The organism is Spirosoma agri (assembly GCF_010747415.1).
In the GTDB taxonomy this organism is placed as follows: Bacteria; Bacteroidota; Bacteroidia; order Cytophagales; family Spirosomataceae; genus Spirosoma; species Spirosoma agri.
Genome location: NZ_JAAGNZ010000001.1, coordinates 3,802,132 through 3,818,692, shown reverse-complemented (window position 1 = coordinate 3,818,692; position 16,561 = coordinate 3,802,132). Strand labels below are relative to the sequence as shown.

Genomic DNA, 16,561 nt, shown 5'->3' with positions numbered 1-16,561 from the left:
AAATGGAAATCGGTTAGACGAAACAGCGCCCTTAACGGCTGCTTTTGATCTCAATAGCCTTGACTTCCCGTATCCAGCGAGCTGGTTTCTTTTCGCCGGGAACGATCACCCGGTAGGGGCCCACCCCTTTGGGTAACGGGCTTCCATCGACGCTATCGGCCAGTAGAATCGTTCGGGTAGCAAACTCCGGGTCGATTTCGGGGAGGGCGAACAGAACTTCGTAGCCATCAACCGCTTTCACAACCGCGTATTTAGTCAGATTTCCCCCGCGAAGTTCACCGCCCAGTGTGGCCCCGGCCAGTTTGAGTAAATCGACCAACGGAACACCCGAGTACTGATGTTCCTTTCCATCTTTGTCGGTGCCGGTTACCATAGCATGCGGCATGGACTTTAGGTCCGCTGCCTGTAGCGTCAGTGGTTTGGCTACATTTCCCGAAATGGTCAGTACTGTCTGAGCGTAAGCACTACCAGTCAACAGAAAAAGAATAATCAGGTTAAAGGCTTTTTTAGGGCGTAAAAAACGAGTCATAATGGGAGAAACCAGGAGATTAAGCGTTGTGTTCGAACAAATATAACGATCCAGACTATAACTCCCATGCACGCTGGTTTTCAGATGACGATCCAACGGCTATCGAGAGCGTATTCAACGAAATGGGTTCAGTTCGCAGATGCTAAAACGATACACCCCGTCAAACACGCTCAAGACCCGTTTCGGCTTACTTTTTAGTAGTCGCACAGTTATGATCAGTGTGCTATCGCAATTGTGATCATGCGGATGCTAAGCGCGTAACCGACCAGGCTGTGCTGCATGGCCGTTAATTGATTGCATTCATTCTGTTGAATGTATTCCGCAGGTCATCGGGCGTTGCGTTAACCATCGCGTCGCTGAAACCGAAGGTTACCTCTGTTTTACCTTGTTTTAACTGGTCAAAAACAGCGTCGATAAAATCACTTACCGGTGGCGCATGATCGTGTAAACCCTTGCCACCCAGATCGGTATTGAGCGCGGGCGGAATGATCTCGATCACCTCAATGTCGTTCGCTTTCAAGAGAGCTCGCAGAGATAAGGTAAACGAATGGAAAAACGCTTTCGTGGCCGAATAGACCGGCACTTTTGTCAGTGGGACAAAGGCTAATCCCGACGTTACGTTAAGAATTGAGGTTAGCGAGGGCAGGTTGATGAACAACGAGGTAAGGTGAAGCGGAGCGTCAACGTTGATCGCCAATTCACGTTTGGCCCGTTCGAAAAAGTCCTCGTCCGAAACCGACATCCACTGCTGAACGCCCGCATTGTTAACCAGCACCGATAAATCGCTGTGTTCGGTGGCAATCCACTGGTAAAGGGCCTGCCGTTCGTCGGCATCAGACAAATCGCAGGTTCTTGTAATGACGGACGGAAATTTCTTGGCTACATCGCGAAGCAACGATTCGCGTCGTCCACAAATAATGACGGTGTTGTTTTCCTGGATAAACCGTTCGGTAAGGCCCAGGCCAATGCCCGATGCGCCACCGGTAATCAGAATTTTGTTGTTCGATAGGTTCATGTTCTTCTAACGTGTCTGAGTTGTTATTAGTTGACGGGTTGTAAACGTTCCGGACTGCCTATTCGGTTTACATAGCGATTGACGAGCGCAACGGTAGACGAGTAGCTAGCTCTGACGTAGATCGGGGGGAAGGAATCAAACCTTTTTTGCTGAAACGCCCGGCGAGACGATCCCGAAGGTTGCTTGTTGACGTACTGTTGTTCATTTTTGTTCCTGCAAGCGGACAAATACCGCGTTGACCAAATCGAAATCGTTTATGAACGAGCAATCTCGCAGATCATTTGTCAAAAGTAGTGTTGTGGCAGGCTTGGGTGCAACGCTTCCCGCCGTGGGCATAGCCGAAGCGGCTCCAAAAGAAATGTTTGTTCACCACGTTCTGTTTTACCTGAAAAACCCGGATAATGCCGCTGACAAAGCCAAGCTGCTGGAAGGGCTGAACAAACTGGCGAAATGCCCGACCATCAAACTCGTGCATATCGGAACACCCGCGAATACAACCCGTGACGTCATTGAGCGCAAATACGCCTATTCGTGGCTGTGTTTCTTTGATAGTCCCGCGGACGAAGAAAGCTACCAGAAAGATCCTATTCACGACGATTTTCGCAAGAATTATGCGTCGCTCTGGGAAAAAGTGGTCATCTACGATTCAATCGGCCCAAAGCGGTAAAAGTAGTGGTGTCTTGTCGTGTAGGGGTGTCGAATCTGGCAATCCAATACTCTTACACGACAATGGCTAATTGGCTACTGCGGGAACTGGATTTTCGGGATAGGCGGGTTGTGAGGGTTCCTGCGTCTTACCACGGGTCAGCGAAATGATCGCGCCCGTCAAGACCAGACCCGTCATGGTCAGGTAGACGTAATGCATACCCAGCAGTTGGGCAGGCGTTGTGTCGGGCGCAACGTTATTTGCCAGTGCATACCGATTGCGGACGCTATACCAGACGGCAGCGGCCAGCGCAATGCCGATCACAAATCCCAAATTGCGCATGAACGCAATCATGCTGCTGGCAATGCCGCGTTGCGCCAGAGGAGCCGCGTTCAGGGCACTGCTGCTGTTTGGCGATTGAAACAAACCAAAGCCTAGGCTAACCAGCGCACTTCGCCAGACGACATCTTTCCAGTCCCAGTTGACATCCAGAAACGAAAAAGCAAAATAGCCGCAAGTGGTAACCAATAAGCCGAAACTCGACAACCATCGGGCGCTGATTTTGCCGGATAAATAACCACCCAGTGGTGCGACAACGCTGAGTGTCAGCGGACCGGCCAGCAAGATCAAGCCTGCTTTCTCGGGCGTCAATTGCAGTAACTGCTGTAAAAAGAAGGGAATCACAAACAGGTTTGCGCCGGAAGCAACAAACCCGCAGAAAGCCGCGAGAATGGCAGCGGTGAACGGTCGGACCCGGAATAAACTAAGTCGAAGCATCGGTTCTTTGACCCGCATCTCCCACAGAAAAAAAGTCAGCAGTAGAATACCCCCTACGCTGAGCAGTCCGACGACAAGGGCATTGTCCCAGCCATAACGAGGCTCCGGACCAAAATCAAGTCCCGTCAGCAAGGTAATAACACCGATCAGAAACAACCCCGCGCCAACCAGATCGAACTGCTGTCCGCTAACTTTCGGACTGGCGGGTAGTATCGTCCACGCTCGCCAGATAGCCAGTAAACCAATGGGGACGTTGACAAAAAAAATGCTGGACCAGCCGAATTTTCCCAGTAATAATCCGCCGATGACGGGTCCCGCGCTGGAGCCTGCTGCCACAACGGAACCCATTAAGCCGAGTGCCTGCCCGCGTTCTTTCGGAGAAAATGTGTCACTGATAATGGCGGGACCAACGGCGAAGATCATGGAAGCACCCAGCCCCTGAAGCACCCGAAACGCCACCAGCGACCAGAGGCTCCAGGCAAAACCGCACAACAAAGACCCCAGTACAAAAACGCAGAATCCACTTATGTACAATTGCCGACGACCCACCCAGTCCGACAGTTTGCCCATAATGAGCAGGGTGCTGGTCGTGGTCAACAGGTAGCACAGGACAATCCATTCGACACTATCGCCCGCGCCCAGTTCCCGGCGGATGGTAGGCAAGGCGATGTTCACAATGCTACTGTCGAGCGTAGACATGAACGTGCCGAACATGACGGTGCCCAGAATAATCCACTTGTTGGGGGCCGACGGTTCAGCGATTGAAACGGGTTGTGTCACGGTACAGTACGTTATATCTAGGTCGTAACCGGTTCAGCCGACAGGTTGTTTTCGTAAGCAGGGATAATAACTGATCATAAAACAGGGTCTGAATAACCGATTGGTCGGTAAATTTTTATCTTTAGAGATCAGCCAACCATACAACCTGATGAAAACGTCGCGACGAAAATTTTTACACCGAACAACACAAAGCGGGCTGGCGGCTCTCTCGCTGGGTGGACTGTCCGCCAACGCGGAATCGCTCCTGAGTCCGGCCCCCGACCCGTTGGACAAATCAATTGCCAGTCGGGTAGTAAAACCCGATCATGTGGTCCGTTCAATACCAGAGAACATGGTCTATGGCTATTTCGGTGCTGACGTGAAACCTGTCTATACGGTGAAAGACGGTGATGTCGTCGAAATCCAGACCGTCAATCCGTCGGGTGTTAGCCGGACCAATCCGGAAGAGTTTTATACCAAAAACCAATTGCCCATCGATGCCCACGCGCAGGCGGTGATCGCCATCATGAAAACCGTAAAACCCGACCCATCGGGTATACGTGGACACATGCTGACGGGCCCGGTCTACATCGACGGTGCCGAGCCCGGTGATAGTCTGGAGATCCGGATTCTCGATCTTACCTTTCCGGCGGGTTTTGGGGTTAATAGCGTATGGCCGGGCGGGGGCGGTATTCCGGATGAGGTTAAAACCCGCGAGACGTTCGTGTACCGCTATGATGCCAAACGAAAAGTGGCCATCCTGAAAGAAGGCGTCGAAGTGCCGTTAAAGCCGTTCATGGGCGTGATGGCGCTGTCGCCCCCGCCCGAAACGGGACGGGTCAGTTCGATTCCTCCAGCGTTTTTCGGTGGTAATCTGGATATCAAACACCTGACAAAAGGAACGACCCTACACCTTCCGGTATCGGTGTCCGGCGGTTTATTCACAACGGGCGATGGACACGGGGCACAAGGAAACGGCGAGGTCAGCGGGGTGGCCATCGAAACGGCCATCACCTTGACGGTCAAGTTTATTGTTCACAAAGGAAAAACGCTGAAACTGCCACGAGCCGAAACGCCTACCCATTTTATTGCCGTTGGCCTGGACAAAGATTTGAACAGAGCGATGAAAAACGCGCTGTCAGAAGCCGTTGCGTTCATACAGACAGAGCTAGGCTTTACGTTCAATGAAGCCTTATCGATTGCCAGCACCGCCGTCGATTTTGAAGTCAGTCAGGTGGTTGATCAGACACTGGGTGTTCATGCCATGATTCCCAAAGCAATTTTCACCACCAAGAAATTCACCTACTGGTAGCCATACTATTTGCTCATTACCTGAACAACGTAGGTTTTTTTGACTTGTCCGCTCCCCGTTTCAGCAGGTTGCTTTTCGGTGAAAACGACGTTGGCCGTACCAACCGTAATCCCCTTGAGTTGAAAAATAGCGGGCTTGGAATTTGCCTGTTTCAGGGTATCGACGGCCGGAGCCAGCTCCGGCCGCGATACTTCGACCACTTCCTGATTGTCGGATGTGCCAATCAATTGCCGCGAACCGTCTCCACGACTGGAAAGGGTAATCTCTTTGATCTCGCCAACCATCAACTTGATCTGTTGTCGGGAACCGGACGATTTAGTCGAGCTACAGGCCGATGATCCAGCCAGCAGTCCGGTTAGCAAAAGCAGGGAAAGGGCTCGCCGGAGCGGGCTTACTGAATGAGGTAAAAATTTGGTCAATCGCGTGGCTTTCATACCTTCTATAACTGCCGGAAGGCCTAACAGTTCAGGAAATCAAGCGCACCGGATTTAAAGACCGATGTGCCTGCCAGCGACGTAGCCAGTTGTCCAGGCATTCTGAAAGTTGAACCCACCCGTGATGCCGTCTACATCCAATACTTCGCCCGCAAAAAACAGGCCCGGTTGTGCTTTACTTTCGAGCGTTTGCGGATGTAAACCGCCGGGTTGAATGCCCCCGCACGTCACAAATTCATCCTTGAACGTGCTTTTGCCAACGACCTGGAACTGGCTGTTGGTCAGTCGTTCGATCAGCCGGTTGAACAGTTTAGCGGGCAGGTCGGCCCAGCGTTGACTTTCCTCGATACCCGACTCTAGCGCCAGGGCGATCCACAGCCGGGACGGTAACCCAAACGGATTTTGCGAGCTAACCTGCTTGCGTCCATGCTGCTGCCGAAAGGTCTGCAACGTTGTTCGCAGATCGTTCTCGGATAGGGTAGGCACCCAATTGATGCGCAGGGTAAATCGATAATCGACGGCTGCCAGATCGCGGGCGGCCCAAGCTGATAAGCGCAGTGCCGCCGGACCACTAAACCCCCAGTGCGTGACCAGCAGGGGACCCCGTTGCTGCTGTTTGGTGCCCGTAACGGATACCCCTGCATCGGGAACCGACACGCCTGCCAACGGCAACAGGTAACTGTCCGGCACATTGAACGTAAACAGCGATGGCACGGGAGCTACTAGCTCTTCCGTCTGTTCAGGTAGCCAGTCGTAGGATGGCCGCTGTGGATAGCCACCCGTTGCCACCAGAACGCGGTCCGCGTAGAGTGTTTCGCCGGTGAGCAGGTCAAGCTGCCAGCCCGTTTCTGTTGGCTGTACCGTACTGACTCCGCAACTCGTGCGAATGGTTATGCCCAGCCGCCGGGCGGTAGTAAGCAGGCAGTCAACGATGGTGTCTGACGTGTTTGTCGTTGGAAACATGCGCCCATCGGCTTCGGTTTTCAATTGAACGCCCTTCTGCTCGAACCATCGCACCGTAGCTGCGGCATCGAACTGGGTCAACAGCGGTCGCAGGGCCTTCTCACCGCGTGGGTAATGCTTCACGAGCTGGCGGTGATCGAAACAGGCATGGGTAACGTTGCACCGGCCACCACCCGAAATACGGACTTTGTTCAGCACAGTGCGGGTCTTCTCTAAAATGGTGACGGTGGCATCCGGAAACGTTTCAACGGCTGTGATAGCCCCAAAGAAACCGGCCGCTCCTCCACCAATAACGGCAATGGTTAACGACATATTTTTTCAACAGTTGATCGCGGATTGTGGTTCGTCAGGGTAGCGTCTTTAGGCCACAGCTACCCGGTTTTCGTAGTAGCCAACGCCTGTATTCCAGTCAAACTCTGTAGTTTTACGTCTATGTTTTTCAAACCCCGATTTTCGACCAAAAACTATTCTCGCCGTGGTTTTCGACTGCGGGGCAACACGCTCGTGCTGCTATTCGCGTTTTTCATGGTTGGCTTATTTCTGCACTACGGCGGTAAGACCAAGCCCGTCGTTGCCTTCTGGAACGATGTCCGGCAGATCATTGGCTTGGGCCGGTCGCGTGCTGATAGAGAGGAATCCAATCCGTATAAAGTACCTGAACCGAATTCGGGTCCCGATGTAGCGACAGACAATCGGTCGTCGTCCGAAAGTGAAGCCAGCGATGAAGCTAGCGATCGCTCGTCCAAAGCGAACGATGGGCAGAGTTCCAAAACGGTACGGTTCGATTTTGAGAAGCAGGTCGATTTTTTGCTTCCGGTGTCCAGGTCATCGGCCGGCGAACTGATTCGCCATGAGGGGTATACGCTTAGTTATCGGGACGAGTTTAAAGATGCCCAGTGGGTCGCTTATCCGCTGCTGGATTATGAAACGACGGGCGATGCCGACCGTAAGAACGAGCAGTTCAAGCCTGATCCTGCCGTTTCGGAAGGGACCGCGTTGCCCGCTGACTACACCCGATCGGGCTACGACCGGGGGCATCTGGCACCCGCCGGCGATTTCAAGTATTCGCAGCGGATGATGCGTGAGACTTTCCTGATGAGCAACATAACACCCCAGACGCCTGATTTTAACCGGGGCATCTGGAAAGAATTGGAAGAACTCATCCGAACGTGGGCCGTACGCGATAATGGTCTTTACGTCATTACAGGACCCGTTCTGAAAGCGGGTCTGCCCACCATTGGGAAGGCCAATGAAGTAAGTGTACCTCAGAAGTTTTACAAGGTTATTCTGTATTGCAACAAACCCGCTATTCGCATGATCGGCTTTCTGCTCGATAATGAGGCATCAACGAGTTCGCTGAAGCAGTTCGTCGTACCCGTTGACCAGATCGAGCAATTGACCGGACTTGATTTCTTCCCTAAACTTCCCGATGATCTGGAACGTAAATTAGAGAGCAAAGGTCGATCCGAGATGGTGGACGAGTGGTTCAGCAACTAACCGGAAACGTGTAGTTTCTCCAGAAAAGCCTGTAGTTCATCGGGGCGTTGCGTGCCGATCAGGAGTCGCTTGTTTGTGGTGGTACGAATGCGGACTCCTCTTGTGCCGGCTACGTTGTACACCCATTCGCCAAAATTCCAGCGAATCCCATAACCAACGAAATTGTACTTAACCAGCGTCGCCTGCTGAATGTCATCCCAACGGATCGTTCGCCAGCCTAGAAACGGTCGCACGCGGTAATGAATTCCGTCGTCGTCGTAGCGCGTATCCAGCCGCCAGCTTACGAGCAGCGCGATGACGAGCCCGAAAATGATCAGGCCCGGCCAGTCGCTGGGGTTGTGCAGGACGCCGTACAGGACCGAAGAGCCGCTGGCCGCCAGGATAAGCCAGAGCCACCACTGCCGGAAATACTGCGTTTCGGAGAACGTGTTCATGCTAGGTTTTCTGTTTCTTTTTCTTGGCCGCTGGAAACAGGATGTTATTCAGGATCAGTCGATAACCGGCTGAGTTAGGGTGCAGGTTGAGGTCCGTAGGCTCCTCGCCGATTTCGTGCCGGTAATCTTCGGGGTCATGGCCACCGTAGAACGTGAAGAAGCCACGACCGTAGGGGCTATGAACGTAGCGGGCCTCACCCGCCGAACGATTCTCCGCCAAGATGACCACTTCGGGTTTGATCAGATTTTTCTTGAACGCCGTTGTCTGCCCCATAAATCCCTTGATAACGTTCAGGTGGTTCTGCGTCAACATCGTCGGGATGGGATCGTATTTAGCCGAGAACTGGAACAGGGTGAAGTAATCGTTGTGCTCGCTCAGACCCCGCTCTTCGGGCTGATTGTCGATGTTTGAGAATTCGATCAGATAAGGATTGGTGTAGACCTGAAAATTTCGGAACGCGAACGTCTGGCTGTAATCGAGTTTGTTATTCGCGTTCGGATCGGCAGGGTCGCCGTCGTAGAATGAGTCGACAATATCCGTGTTCTGAGCCGCCAGTGCAATATCGTACGTATCGGTTGCATTACACATCGCGAACAGATAACCGCCACCCAGCACAAAATCCCGGATTTTCTGGGCGACGGCCCGCTTCAACTGAGGAACTTTCGTAAAGCCAAATTTACGGGTTATGCTCTCCGCTTCCTGCTTTTGGGCGATGTACCAAGGCTGATCTTTAAAATGAAAGAACTTGCCATACTGGCCCGTAAAGTCTTCATGATGCAGGTGCAGCCAGTCGTATTCGGGGAGCTTGCCGTTCATTACCTCTTCGTCGAAAACGACATCGTACGGAATTTCGGCGTAGGTCATCACCATGGTGACGGCATCATCCCAGGGCTGTTTCGTTTTCGGCGAATAAACCGCTACTTTGGGTGGCTTTTGCAGTTTCACCGCGTCCATGTTCGCATCGGCGGCTCCGACCTCTGACAAAATCTGTGCCGACTGCGCATCGGAGATAACTTCGTAGCTAACCCCCCGGATCACCATCTCGTTGACGAACGCCTGCGTTTGAGGCATCATGAACGAGCCACCCCGGTAGTTGAGCAGCCAGTCAATTTCAGTATCATGCGTTTTCAGTACCCAATAGGCAATGCCGTACGCTTTAAGGTGATTCTTCTGGGAGTCATCCATCGGAATCAGGATCTTAGAGGCCCACGCGTGGCCCGTCAGGATCAGAATTAGGATAAGCGGTAACAGCAGCCGTTTCATTGGTTTCCCCGTTAAGAATGCTAATGGTAGTTTTGTGATAACGAAAGATAAGCAAATTTTGTGCAATAAATGTGTAGCGTGACGGAGCCAGTGAATGAATGTGTGCCGTAATAGTGTCGTTAATGCGTCTGAATTTTGCTCATTTCCTGTTTTCCTGATCACTCGTTGACAAATGAATTTTATTGAGAATATTCGCGAAGGCCTGCGCTCCATTGCCGGCAACCGACTGCGCACGATCCTAACATCGCTCATCATCGCGATCGGTATTACGTCACTGGTTGGCATCCTGACCGCGATCGATGGGATACAGAACTCGGTGGCTAGCAGCTTTGCGGGGCTGGGAGCAAACACGTTTAGTATCGTTGCCCGTCAGGACGCATTCCGGCAGGGTGGCAAGATTCAGAAGAAGGATGAACCGATCGATTATCACGATGCCGTTCAGTTTAAAAAGCGGTTCCCCTATGGCGCAACGATTACCGTTTCGACCGTAGCAGTCGGGGCGGCCCAGGTTAAGTTTGGATCGAAGAAGACAAATCCGAACGTTCAGGTTATTGGGGGCGATGCGTCATACGTTCCGGTGAAGGGGTTCACCTTGCAGAGCGGTCGGAATTTTACCGAGAATGACCTTGATTTTGCACTCAACGTGGCCGTTCTGGGGAGCGAGGTAGCGAGTGCGCTGTTCGAGCGAAAACTGAACCCTCTCAATCAGGTCATACGGGTGGCCGGTAAGCAATACAAAATTGTTGGCGTACTGGACAAAAAAGGCGGACTCACCGGTGGAGACGAAGATCGGATGGTATTAATTCCGCTGGATAATGCCCGTGCGTTGGCCGGGACCCAACAGCAAACATTCAACATTACCGCTTCCGTACCTACCGTGTCTGATCAGGATGAAGCCGTTGGGGAAGCGCGGGGTGTTATGCGTCAGATTCGCCGTGATCCACTGGGCCAGCAGGACTCGTTCGATATTGAACGCGCCGATGATCTGGCGAAAGAAACCGAAAATATTACCGGCTACCTGCGCATCGGTGGATTCGGCATCGGCTTTATTACACTACTGGGTGCATCGATTGCTTTGCTGAACATCATGCTGGTGTCGGTTACGGAGCGGACGCGAGAGATCGGCATCCGGAAATCACTGGGTGCCACACCGAAGCGGATCCGTGAGCAGTTTCTGATCGAAGCCGTCGTTATCTGTATTTTGGGGGGCGTGGGTGGCATCGTTCTCGGACTGGGCATCGGTAACATGATTTCGCTGCTGATCAGCGGAGGCCAGGGCGGTTTCGTTGTTCCCTGGGCCTGGATGGGTCTTGGTATTCTGGTTTGCGTGACGGTTGGACTATTCGCGGGTATCTATCCGGCTGTCCGGGCCTCAAAACTGGACCCCATCGAAGCGCTCCGTTACGAATAAGCAAGAATAAATGATTTTTTTTGCGGGGTCTCTTTGGCCGTTTCACCTTTCTCCTTACTTTTGCACCCACGTTTGACAAACGCATCTCTGGAAACAGAGACGATTCTGTCGCCGGGATGGCGGAATCGGTAGACGCGATGGTCTCAAACACCATTGTCTGCAAGGACATGCCGGTTCGAGTCCGGCTCCCGGTACCACAAAAACGCCTAATACGCTGCCCGTCAGTTTGTTAGGCGTTTCTTGTTTGTAGCTGTGTATAGACTGCCATTCTGACTTAACCCGAGAGCCCAGTAGTTGGGTAAGTCCTGCTGGCATTGTGGAATGTAAAACGAACTAGTACCCCAGTCAAGTACCCACCTGACTTTAACCAAGTACACCCATGAAAGCGGCTTTTCTACAGTCACCGAAACAGATTCGGGTTCAGGATATATCCCTTCCGGAGCCGGGTTTTGGTGAACTGCGCATCAAATTGAAACAGATTGGTATCTGTGGCTCCGACGTGCACCTGTTTCTGGGTCATCGCCTGTTGGAAAAACCAACCGTGATTGGCCACGAAGGGTTAGGGTATATCGATCAAATTGGACCGGGCGTAGTGGGTCGGGAAGTAGGGGAGCGGGTTGTCATTGAGCCGAATATTCCCTGTGGACGCTGTCGCTTCTGTTATGCGGGAAAGGGAAATATCTGCATTAACAAGCGAGTCGTGGGTGTCAATGAAGTCGGTTGTTTTGCCGAGTACATAGTGTTGCCTGCTGGTTTTTGCTGGAATGTTCCTGACGCTATTTCCGACGATGATGCGGTGACGGTCGAGCCAATGGCGGTGGCGCTGCATGCGTTGCTGGCATCGAGCGCCAAGCCTGGCGATACCATCGCAGTTATCGGGTTGGGGGCCATCGGACTGTTACTGACTCATCTGGCGTTATCGCTTGGTTTTCGGGTGTATGCGACGGAGGTGAACGTTGCGAAGAGTCGATTGGCCCAGTCGCTGGGTGCTGTTGCACTCTGTCCATCTGGTACACCGGAGGAGCAGCGCACGCTCATTGCCCAAACCTGGCTGGAAAACGACGTTTGCGCCGTATTCGAATGCGCAGGTAGTGCGGCCACGGCTTCGCTGGCGACATCGGCAGCCCCCCGTGGCTCGGAGATTGTACTGGTTGGCTTGTCAGCGCAGGCGGCTACGTTCACCCCGCTCAAAATTGCCCGGGAAGGCATTCAGATCATTCCCTCGATCGTTTACGACCATCCGTTCGACTTCAAACGAACGCTCCAGCTTATGTCCGCCCGCGTGATCAAGCCGGGATTCATCATTTCAAAGAGAATGCCTCTCGATGAATTGCAGCTGGCTCTGGAAACCGCAGCCCAAGGAGAGGATAGCAAAATCTTGATTACGGTGTAGATCGACGAATTTCCCGACCGCTTCCTTCACAAAAACTCAGTAAACCAGGTCAGCTTGTCACTTTGACGTATGGCGTGTAGCTGTAGTTGCGCGCACAGTCCTAACCAGAAAATCATGTTACCCCAACTAGACGATCAGGTCGCCAGCCCGCCCGATTTGAAAAACCTGCTTGATAACCAGCCAATGAGCTCTTTTCAGGTGCTGATGGTTGTGATCTGTTTCATCCTGAACATGAATGATGGCATCGACGTACTGGTCGTGTCATTTACCGGCTCTGAGCTTGTCCGGGAGTGGTCGTTATCGAAAAGCGAGCTAGGGTACGTGTTCAGCGCCGGGCTGGTTGGTATGACGATAGGCTGTTTTCTGCTGGCTCCCTTCGGCGATAAAATTGGGCGTCGGAAGATGTTTATCATTGCGCTGAGCCTGATCACCTGCGGCATGCTGCTGTCATCATTGGTAACGGCTTATTACCAACTGTTGCTCTGTCGATTGGTCACCGGGCTGGGGATCGGGGGGATACTACCTTCGCTGGCTGCGGTGGCGGCCGAATTTTCTAACGATAAACGACGTGATTTCAGTGTCGGGTTTGTGCAGGCGGGCTGGCCCATCGGCGCTATTCTGGCGGGGTTCTTTACGGCCTGGGCTGTCCCCCAGTTTGGCTGGCGATCAGCGTATCTGGCTGCCGGACTGGTTTCTGCCCTGATGCTGGTGAGCATTACGCTGTTCATGCCCGAATCGCTGGCGTTTTTACTGGGGAAACAGCCGAAGCAGGCGCTTCGTCAAGTCAACCGCCTGCTGACCCGCATGAATCAGGCGACGATTGATGGTCTGCCACCCATGCTGACCCAGCGTCAGACCATACCGTTCACCGATCTGTTTACCGCTGACTACCGAGCGTCGACGATACGGTTGTGGATTGGTATTTTCTTCGGTATGATGACACTGTATACGGTTATGAGCTGGGTTCCTACGCTGGCCAAAGACGTTGGTATGCCGTTTGAACTGGCTACCTACATCGGTACCGCCCTGAACCTGGGAGCCTTTGTGGGTAGCGTTTCGTTTGGCCTGCTGGCGGGTCGTTTCGGTCTTCGCAGATTGATCCCCGTGTTTATGCTGGTGGCCTTTAGTATCATGGTGCTGTATGGAAACCTGTCGATGAGTTACTGGCTGATGTTCGCAATGACCTTCTTTATCGGTTTTTTCGTACAAGGGGGATTCAACGGTTTTTACCCAACTACGGCCCGTGTCTATCCGGCCCTGATGCGGACAACGGGCGTTGGTCTGGCTATGGGTATTGGCCGGTTTGGCGCTATTCTCGGCCCAACCTTGTTCGGTATATTGTCGGACGCTGAACTGAGTAAAGCTACCTTATTTACGCTATTCTCAGCCCCTCTGGTAGTTGCTGGTTTTATGGCCTTTATGATTCCGTCGAAGAATCTGGATTCGTAACCAGTCATCATTCGTCGTCCGTTCAACAAAGACGCGGGGAACGGGTACGACGTGTTCGGAACGTGGTTAATGCAACAGCGGCTTTCTCTAAAGCGGCCCGCATCAATAGTAGGTACGGTCGATACAGCCGATCGAGACGAACGAATCATTCGGACGCTTTATTTCGAAAAAAACGGCTCATCTCGCCAACCAACGGTTAATTTTACACCGCTGGTAACTCAGTAAGCAAACCACGTCCATTGCCTCTACCCGTCTATGAAGAACTTTTTATGGTCTTTGTGTATCGTCTTTATTAGTTCAATTCCAATCGTAAAGAGCCAGACGCCGGGCAGCCTCTCCGGGTCAGTTACCGATCAGCAATCGCTTGGCATCAGTGGCGCTTATGTCCATCTGTTAAACACCAACCTGGGCGCTCCGACCGATAATCAGGGCAAGTTCAGTATTCCGAATGTGCCATCCGGTCAATACACGCTGGCGATCAGTGCGCTGGGATTTGCTACAACTGTCAAATCCGTTACGCTCACTGTTGAGAATCCTGCCCTGACGATCACGCTCGTAGAAGCGGCCCGACGTCTGGACGAAGTAACGGTATCGGCCCAGAAAGTAGAAGAAGACCCGCAAAAACTGCCATTCAGTGTATCGACCCTGTCATCGAAGCAAGTGCAGGAATACCGGTTGTGGACCAGTAAAGACCTGACTGCGCTGATCCCGAATTTGTATTCGGCCAATCCCGGCGACGGTCGCAACGTAACATCTGTCCGGGGCATTGCCACGACGTCCTACGACCCTACCATAGCCACCTACATTGATGGGGTAAACCAGTTTAGTTTGGATACGTATGTAACGCAGCTGCTTGATATTGAGCGAATTGAAGTGTTGCGTGGCCCACAGGGAACACTCTATGGCCGTAATGCGATGGGTGGCGTGATCAATATTATTACGAAACAACCCGATAACAAAACGCGCGGGTTTGTCGAACTCAATTATGGTAATTATGGCCAGCAACGGTACAGTGCCGGGTTGCGAACCCCGCTGGTGAAGGACCGTCTGTTCCTGGGTGTTTCGGCTTTGTACGGGCAGCAAGCTGGCTTTTACCGGAATGCCTTTACACAATCGTCATTCGACCGGGCGAATTACGTCATGGGAAATTACTACCTGAAATTTCTGGCCAGTCCGCGCTGGTCGTTGACACTCAACGTAAAGCACAACACGAACCGGAATGATGGTACATTTCCGTTGGCGTCCAGTCCACAGGATGCATTGAGTGAACCATTTACGGTGAATCAGAATGCCGTTGGCCGACTGATCGATCAGGTGATCAATACGTCGTTGTCGGCAAACTATGCGGGGAAAGGATTTACGTTTACTTCGCAAACCGCCTATCAGTCCAACTATCGGTACTACACACAGCCGCTCGACGGTGATTTTTCGCCTATCGACGGGGTTACGATTGTCGTTGACTATGGCAGGAAGTGGAACAATATGCGGGTCGGTACGCAGGAGTTCCGGTTTACGTCCCCGGCCAGTTCAACGTCCCGCTTCAACTGGATTGCGGGTACGTACGGATTTTACCAGGATAACCCGGTGAAGCAAGGTACTCATTTTGGCAATGATGCCGATTTGGTGGGGGCACCCTTTCCTAATTTCACCAGTATCAATACCAATAAAGGTACGAGTTTCGGCGTCGCGGGTTACGGACAGGGAACGTACGCGATCAATCCGAGACTGAAACTGACCCTGGGGCTGCGGTACGATTACGAGCACAAAAAGCAATCCGTACTGGGCGAGTTTCAGCAGGATGGCGACGTAGCTATGGTTACCCAGCCCGATACGTCGGCGACGGCCACATTTACCGCTATCTCACCAAAAGCTAGTCTGGCCTACCAATGGACCGAAAATCACCAGGTCTACGGAACCTATAGCCGGGGATACCGGGCGGGCGGTATTACCCAGCTATCGTCCGACCCCTCGCAGCCGCCGTTATATGCTTACAAGCCCGAATACAGCAATAACGTTGAAATCGGGGTGAAGAACACGTTCTGGAATAACCAGTTGCGGGTAAATGTGGCGGCTTTCTATACGCAGGTGCAGGACGCTCAGGTGCCCACATTGGTTTTGCCGGATGCCATAACGATTACCCGGAATGCGGGCCAGTTGACTAGTCGAGGGGTTGAACTGGAGGTGCAGGCAACCCCCGCCAAAGGACTGGAACTAACGTATCAACTGGGTTATACGAAGGCTACATACGGATCGCTCAATCTGGCCTCGAACGGAGAAACCGTCAATTTAAAGGGCAACCGCCAACTGTTTACGCCCGATGTGACGTCTATGCTGGCGGTACAATACAGTTACGCGCTGGGTGGCGCTCAGCAATTCAGACTGATTGCCCGTGGCGAGTGGAGCTACCTGGGGAAACAGTATTTCGATCTGGCGAATCAAATTTCCCAACAGGGATACGGCTTATTCAATACTCGCCTGGGTATTTCATCCCGACACGCTGACCTGTTTTTCTGGGGACGTAATCTAAGCAACGAAACGTTCATCGACTATGCCTACAACTTTGGAGCGGCTCACTTGGGCAATCCACGAACGTATGGTACTACGTTGAGAGTCAATTTCTGAGACTTGCGACTAATTGAGCCTTTCTGACGACTTGGGGCCTGTGAATGCGACGCTAA

Annotated in this window: 14 protein-coding genes and 1 tRNA gene; 8 read left to right on the top strand and 7 right to left on the bottom strand. The window is 52.5% G+C overall.

The window, feature by feature from the left end; genetic code table 11:
- Nucleotides 1–31 precede the first annotated feature (31 nt).
- Both GK091_RS15990 and GK091_RS15985 read right to left on the bottom strand, forming a co-directional pair.
- A complete protein-coding gene (locus GK091_RS15990) occupies nucleotides 32–529 on the bottom strand; it encodes a molybdopterin-dependent oxidoreductase (protein WP_164040194.1) in 498 nt (165 codons plus the stop codon).
- Between the two features lie 286 nt (nucleotides 530–815).
- Nucleotides 816–1,544, bottom strand: coding sequence for an SDR family oxidoreductase (locus tag GK091_RS15985; RefSeq protein ID WP_164040192.1), 729 nt, complete (start codon nucleotides 1,542–1,544; stop codon nucleotides 816–818).
- 256 nt (nucleotides 1,545–1,800) lie between these two features.
- Here GK091_RS15985 and GK091_RS15980 point away from each other — a divergent pair, with 256 nt between their 5' ends.
- Complete coding sequence (locus tag GK091_RS15980) at nucleotides 1,801–2,211, top strand: Dabb family protein (RefSeq protein ID WP_164040190.1); 411 nt, start codon at nucleotides 1,801–1,803, stop codon at nucleotides 2,209–2,211.
- Nucleotides 2,212–2,277: 66 nt separating this feature from the next.
- Here GK091_RS15980 and GK091_RS15975 read toward each other — a convergent pair whose 3' ends face one another.
- The gene (locus tag GK091_RS15975; RefSeq protein ID WP_317166308.1) at nucleotides 2,278–3,747 is read right to left on the bottom strand and encodes an MFS transporter; all 1,470 of its coding nucleotides are present in this window, start codon (nucleotides 3,745–3,747) and stop codon (nucleotides 2,278–2,280) included.
- A gap of 148 nt (nucleotides 3,748–3,895) precedes the next feature.
- On the opposite strand from GK091_RS15975, the gene GK091_RS15970 reads away from it, so the two are divergent.
- Nucleotides 3,896–5,038, top strand: a complete 1,143-nt coding sequence (locus GK091_RS15970; protein WP_164040188.1) for an acetamidase/formamidase family protein — start codon at nucleotides 3,896–3,898, stop codon at nucleotides 5,036–5,038.
- 5 nt (nucleotides 5,039–5,043) lie between these two features.
- On the opposite strand, the gene GK091_RS15965 is transcribed toward GK091_RS15970, so the two are convergent.
- Together GK091_RS15965 and GK091_RS15960 are read right to left on the bottom strand one after the other, a co-directional pair.
- Nucleotides 5,044–5,472 (bottom strand): hypothetical protein, encoded by a 429-nt coding sequence (locus GK091_RS15965; RefSeq protein WP_170312659.1) that lies wholly within the window; start codon nucleotides 5,470–5,472, stop codon nucleotides 5,044–5,046.
- A gap of 54 nt (nucleotides 5,473–5,526) precedes the next feature.
- Nucleotides 5,527–6,747 carry a BaiN/RdsA family NAD(P)/FAD-dependent oxidoreductase gene (locus GK091_RS15960; RefSeq protein WP_164040186.1) on the bottom strand — a complete coding sequence of 407 codons (1,221 nt, stop codon included), beginning with the start codon at nucleotides 6,745–6,747 and terminating at the stop codon, nucleotides 5,527–5,529.
- Between the two features lie 120 nt (nucleotides 6,748–6,867).
- On the opposite strand from GK091_RS15960, the gene GK091_RS15955 reads away from it, so the two are divergent.
- The gene (locus GK091_RS15955) at nucleotides 6,868–7,932 is read left to right on the top strand and encodes a DNA/RNA non-specific endonuclease (RefSeq protein ID WP_164040184.1); all 1,065 of its coding nucleotides are present in this window, start codon (nucleotides 6,868–6,870) and stop codon (nucleotides 7,930–7,932) included.
- Here the strand turns inward: GK091_RS15955 and GK091_RS15950 are convergent.
- Both GK091_RS15950 and GK091_RS15945 read right to left on the bottom strand, forming a co-directional pair.
- Entirely contained in the window at nucleotides 7,929–8,366 is a 438-nt protein-coding gene (locus tag GK091_RS15950) for a hypothetical protein (protein WP_164040181.1), read from the bottom strand. The two genes, GK091_RS15955 and GK091_RS15950, sit on opposite strands and share 4 nt — an antisense overlap.
- Before the next feature lies 1 nt (nucleotide 8,367).
- Nucleotides 8,368–9,630 carry an asparagine synthetase B gene (locus tag GK091_RS15945; RefSeq protein WP_164040179.1) on the bottom strand — a complete coding sequence of 421 codons (1,263 nt, stop codon included), beginning with the start codon at nucleotides 9,628–9,630 and terminating at the stop codon, nucleotides 8,368–8,370.
- 172 nt (nucleotides 9,631–9,802) lie between these two features.
- On the opposite strand from GK091_RS15945, the gene GK091_RS15940 reads away from it, so the two are divergent.
- From GK091_RS15940 to GK091_RS15920, 5 genes are all read left to right on the top strand, one after another.
- The gene (locus GK091_RS15940; RefSeq protein ID WP_164040177.1) at nucleotides 9,803–11,041 is read left to right on the top strand and encodes an ABC transporter permease; all 1,239 of its coding nucleotides are present in this window, start codon (nucleotides 9,803–9,805) and stop codon (nucleotides 11,039–11,041) included.
- A 110-nt stretch (nucleotides 11,042–11,151) separates the two neighbouring features.
- Nucleotides 11,152–11,238, top strand: a tRNA-Leu gene (locus GK091_RS15935).
- A 182-nt stretch (nucleotides 11,239–11,420) separates the two neighbouring features.
- Nucleotides 11,421–12,434, top strand: coding sequence for a zinc-dependent alcohol dehydrogenase (locus GK091_RS15930; protein WP_164040173.1), 1,014 nt, complete (start codon nucleotides 11,421–11,423; stop codon nucleotides 12,432–12,434).
- A gap of 114 nt (nucleotides 12,435–12,548) precedes the next feature.
- Nucleotides 12,549–13,883 carry an MFS transporter gene (locus GK091_RS15925; protein WP_164040169.1) on the top strand — a complete coding sequence of 445 codons (1,335 nt, stop codon included), beginning with the start codon at nucleotides 12,549–12,551 and terminating at the stop codon, nucleotides 13,881–13,883.
- A 255-nt stretch (nucleotides 13,884–14,138) separates the two neighbouring features.
- Complete coding sequence (locus GK091_RS15920) at nucleotides 14,139–16,505, top strand: TonB-dependent receptor (RefSeq protein WP_164040168.1); 2,367 nt, start codon at nucleotides 14,139–14,141, stop codon at nucleotides 16,503–16,505.
- Nucleotides 16,506–16,561 lie beyond the last annotated feature (56 nt).

What these genes read in the sequence shown, in the direction of transcription:
- GK091_RS15990 (WP_164040194.1), bottom strand. Translation starts at nt 529, where the DNA reads ATGACTCGTTTTTTACGCCCTAAAAAAGCCTTTAACCTGATTATTCTT.
- GK091_RS15985 (WP_164040192.1), bottom strand. Translation starts at nt 1,544, where the DNA reads ATGAACCTATCGAACAACAAAATTCTGATTACCGGTGGCGCATCGGGC.
- GK091_RS15980 (WP_164040190.1), top strand. Translation starts at nt 1,801, where the DNA reads ATGAACGAGCAATCTCGCAGATCATTTGTCAAAAGTAGTGTTGTGGCA.
- GK091_RS15970 (WP_164040188.1), top strand. Translation starts at nt 3,896, where the DNA reads ATGAAAACGTCGCGACGAAAATTTTTACACCGAACAACACAAAGCGGG.
- GK091_RS15965 (WP_170312659.1), bottom strand. Translation starts at nt 5,472, where the DNA reads ATGAAAGCCACGCGATTGACCAAATTTTTACCTCATTCAGTAAGCCCG.
- GK091_RS15960 (WP_164040186.1), bottom strand. Translation starts at nt 6,747, where the DNA reads ATGTCGTTAACCATTGCCGTTATTGGTGGAGGAGCGGCCGGTTTCTTT.
- GK091_RS15955 (WP_164040184.1), top strand. Translation starts at nt 6,868, where the DNA reads ATGTTTTTCAAACCCCGATTTTCGACCAAAAACTATTCTCGCCGTGGT.
- GK091_RS15950 (WP_164040181.1), bottom strand. Translation starts at nt 8,366, where the DNA reads ATGAACACGTTCTCCGAAACGCAGTATTTCCGGCAGTGGTGGCTCTGG.
- GK091_RS15945 (WP_164040179.1), bottom strand. Translation starts at nt 9,630, where the DNA reads ATGAAACGGCTGCTGTTACCGCTTATCCTAATTCTGATCCTGACGGGC.
- GK091_RS15940 (WP_164040177.1), top strand. Translation starts at nt 9,803, where the DNA reads ATGAATTTTATTGAGAATATTCGCGAAGGCCTGCGCTCCATTGCCGGC.
- GK091_RS15930 (WP_164040173.1), top strand. Translation starts at nt 11,421, where the DNA reads ATGAAAGCGGCTTTTCTACAGTCACCGAAACAGATTCGGGTTCAGGAT.
- GK091_RS15925 (WP_164040169.1), top strand. Translation starts at nt 12,549, where the DNA reads ATGTTACCCCAACTAGACGATCAGGTCGCCAGCCCGCCCGATTTGAAA.
- GK091_RS15920 (WP_164040168.1), top strand. Translation starts at nt 14,139, where the DNA reads ATGAAGAACTTTTTATGGTCTTTGTGTATCGTCTTTATTAGTTCAATT.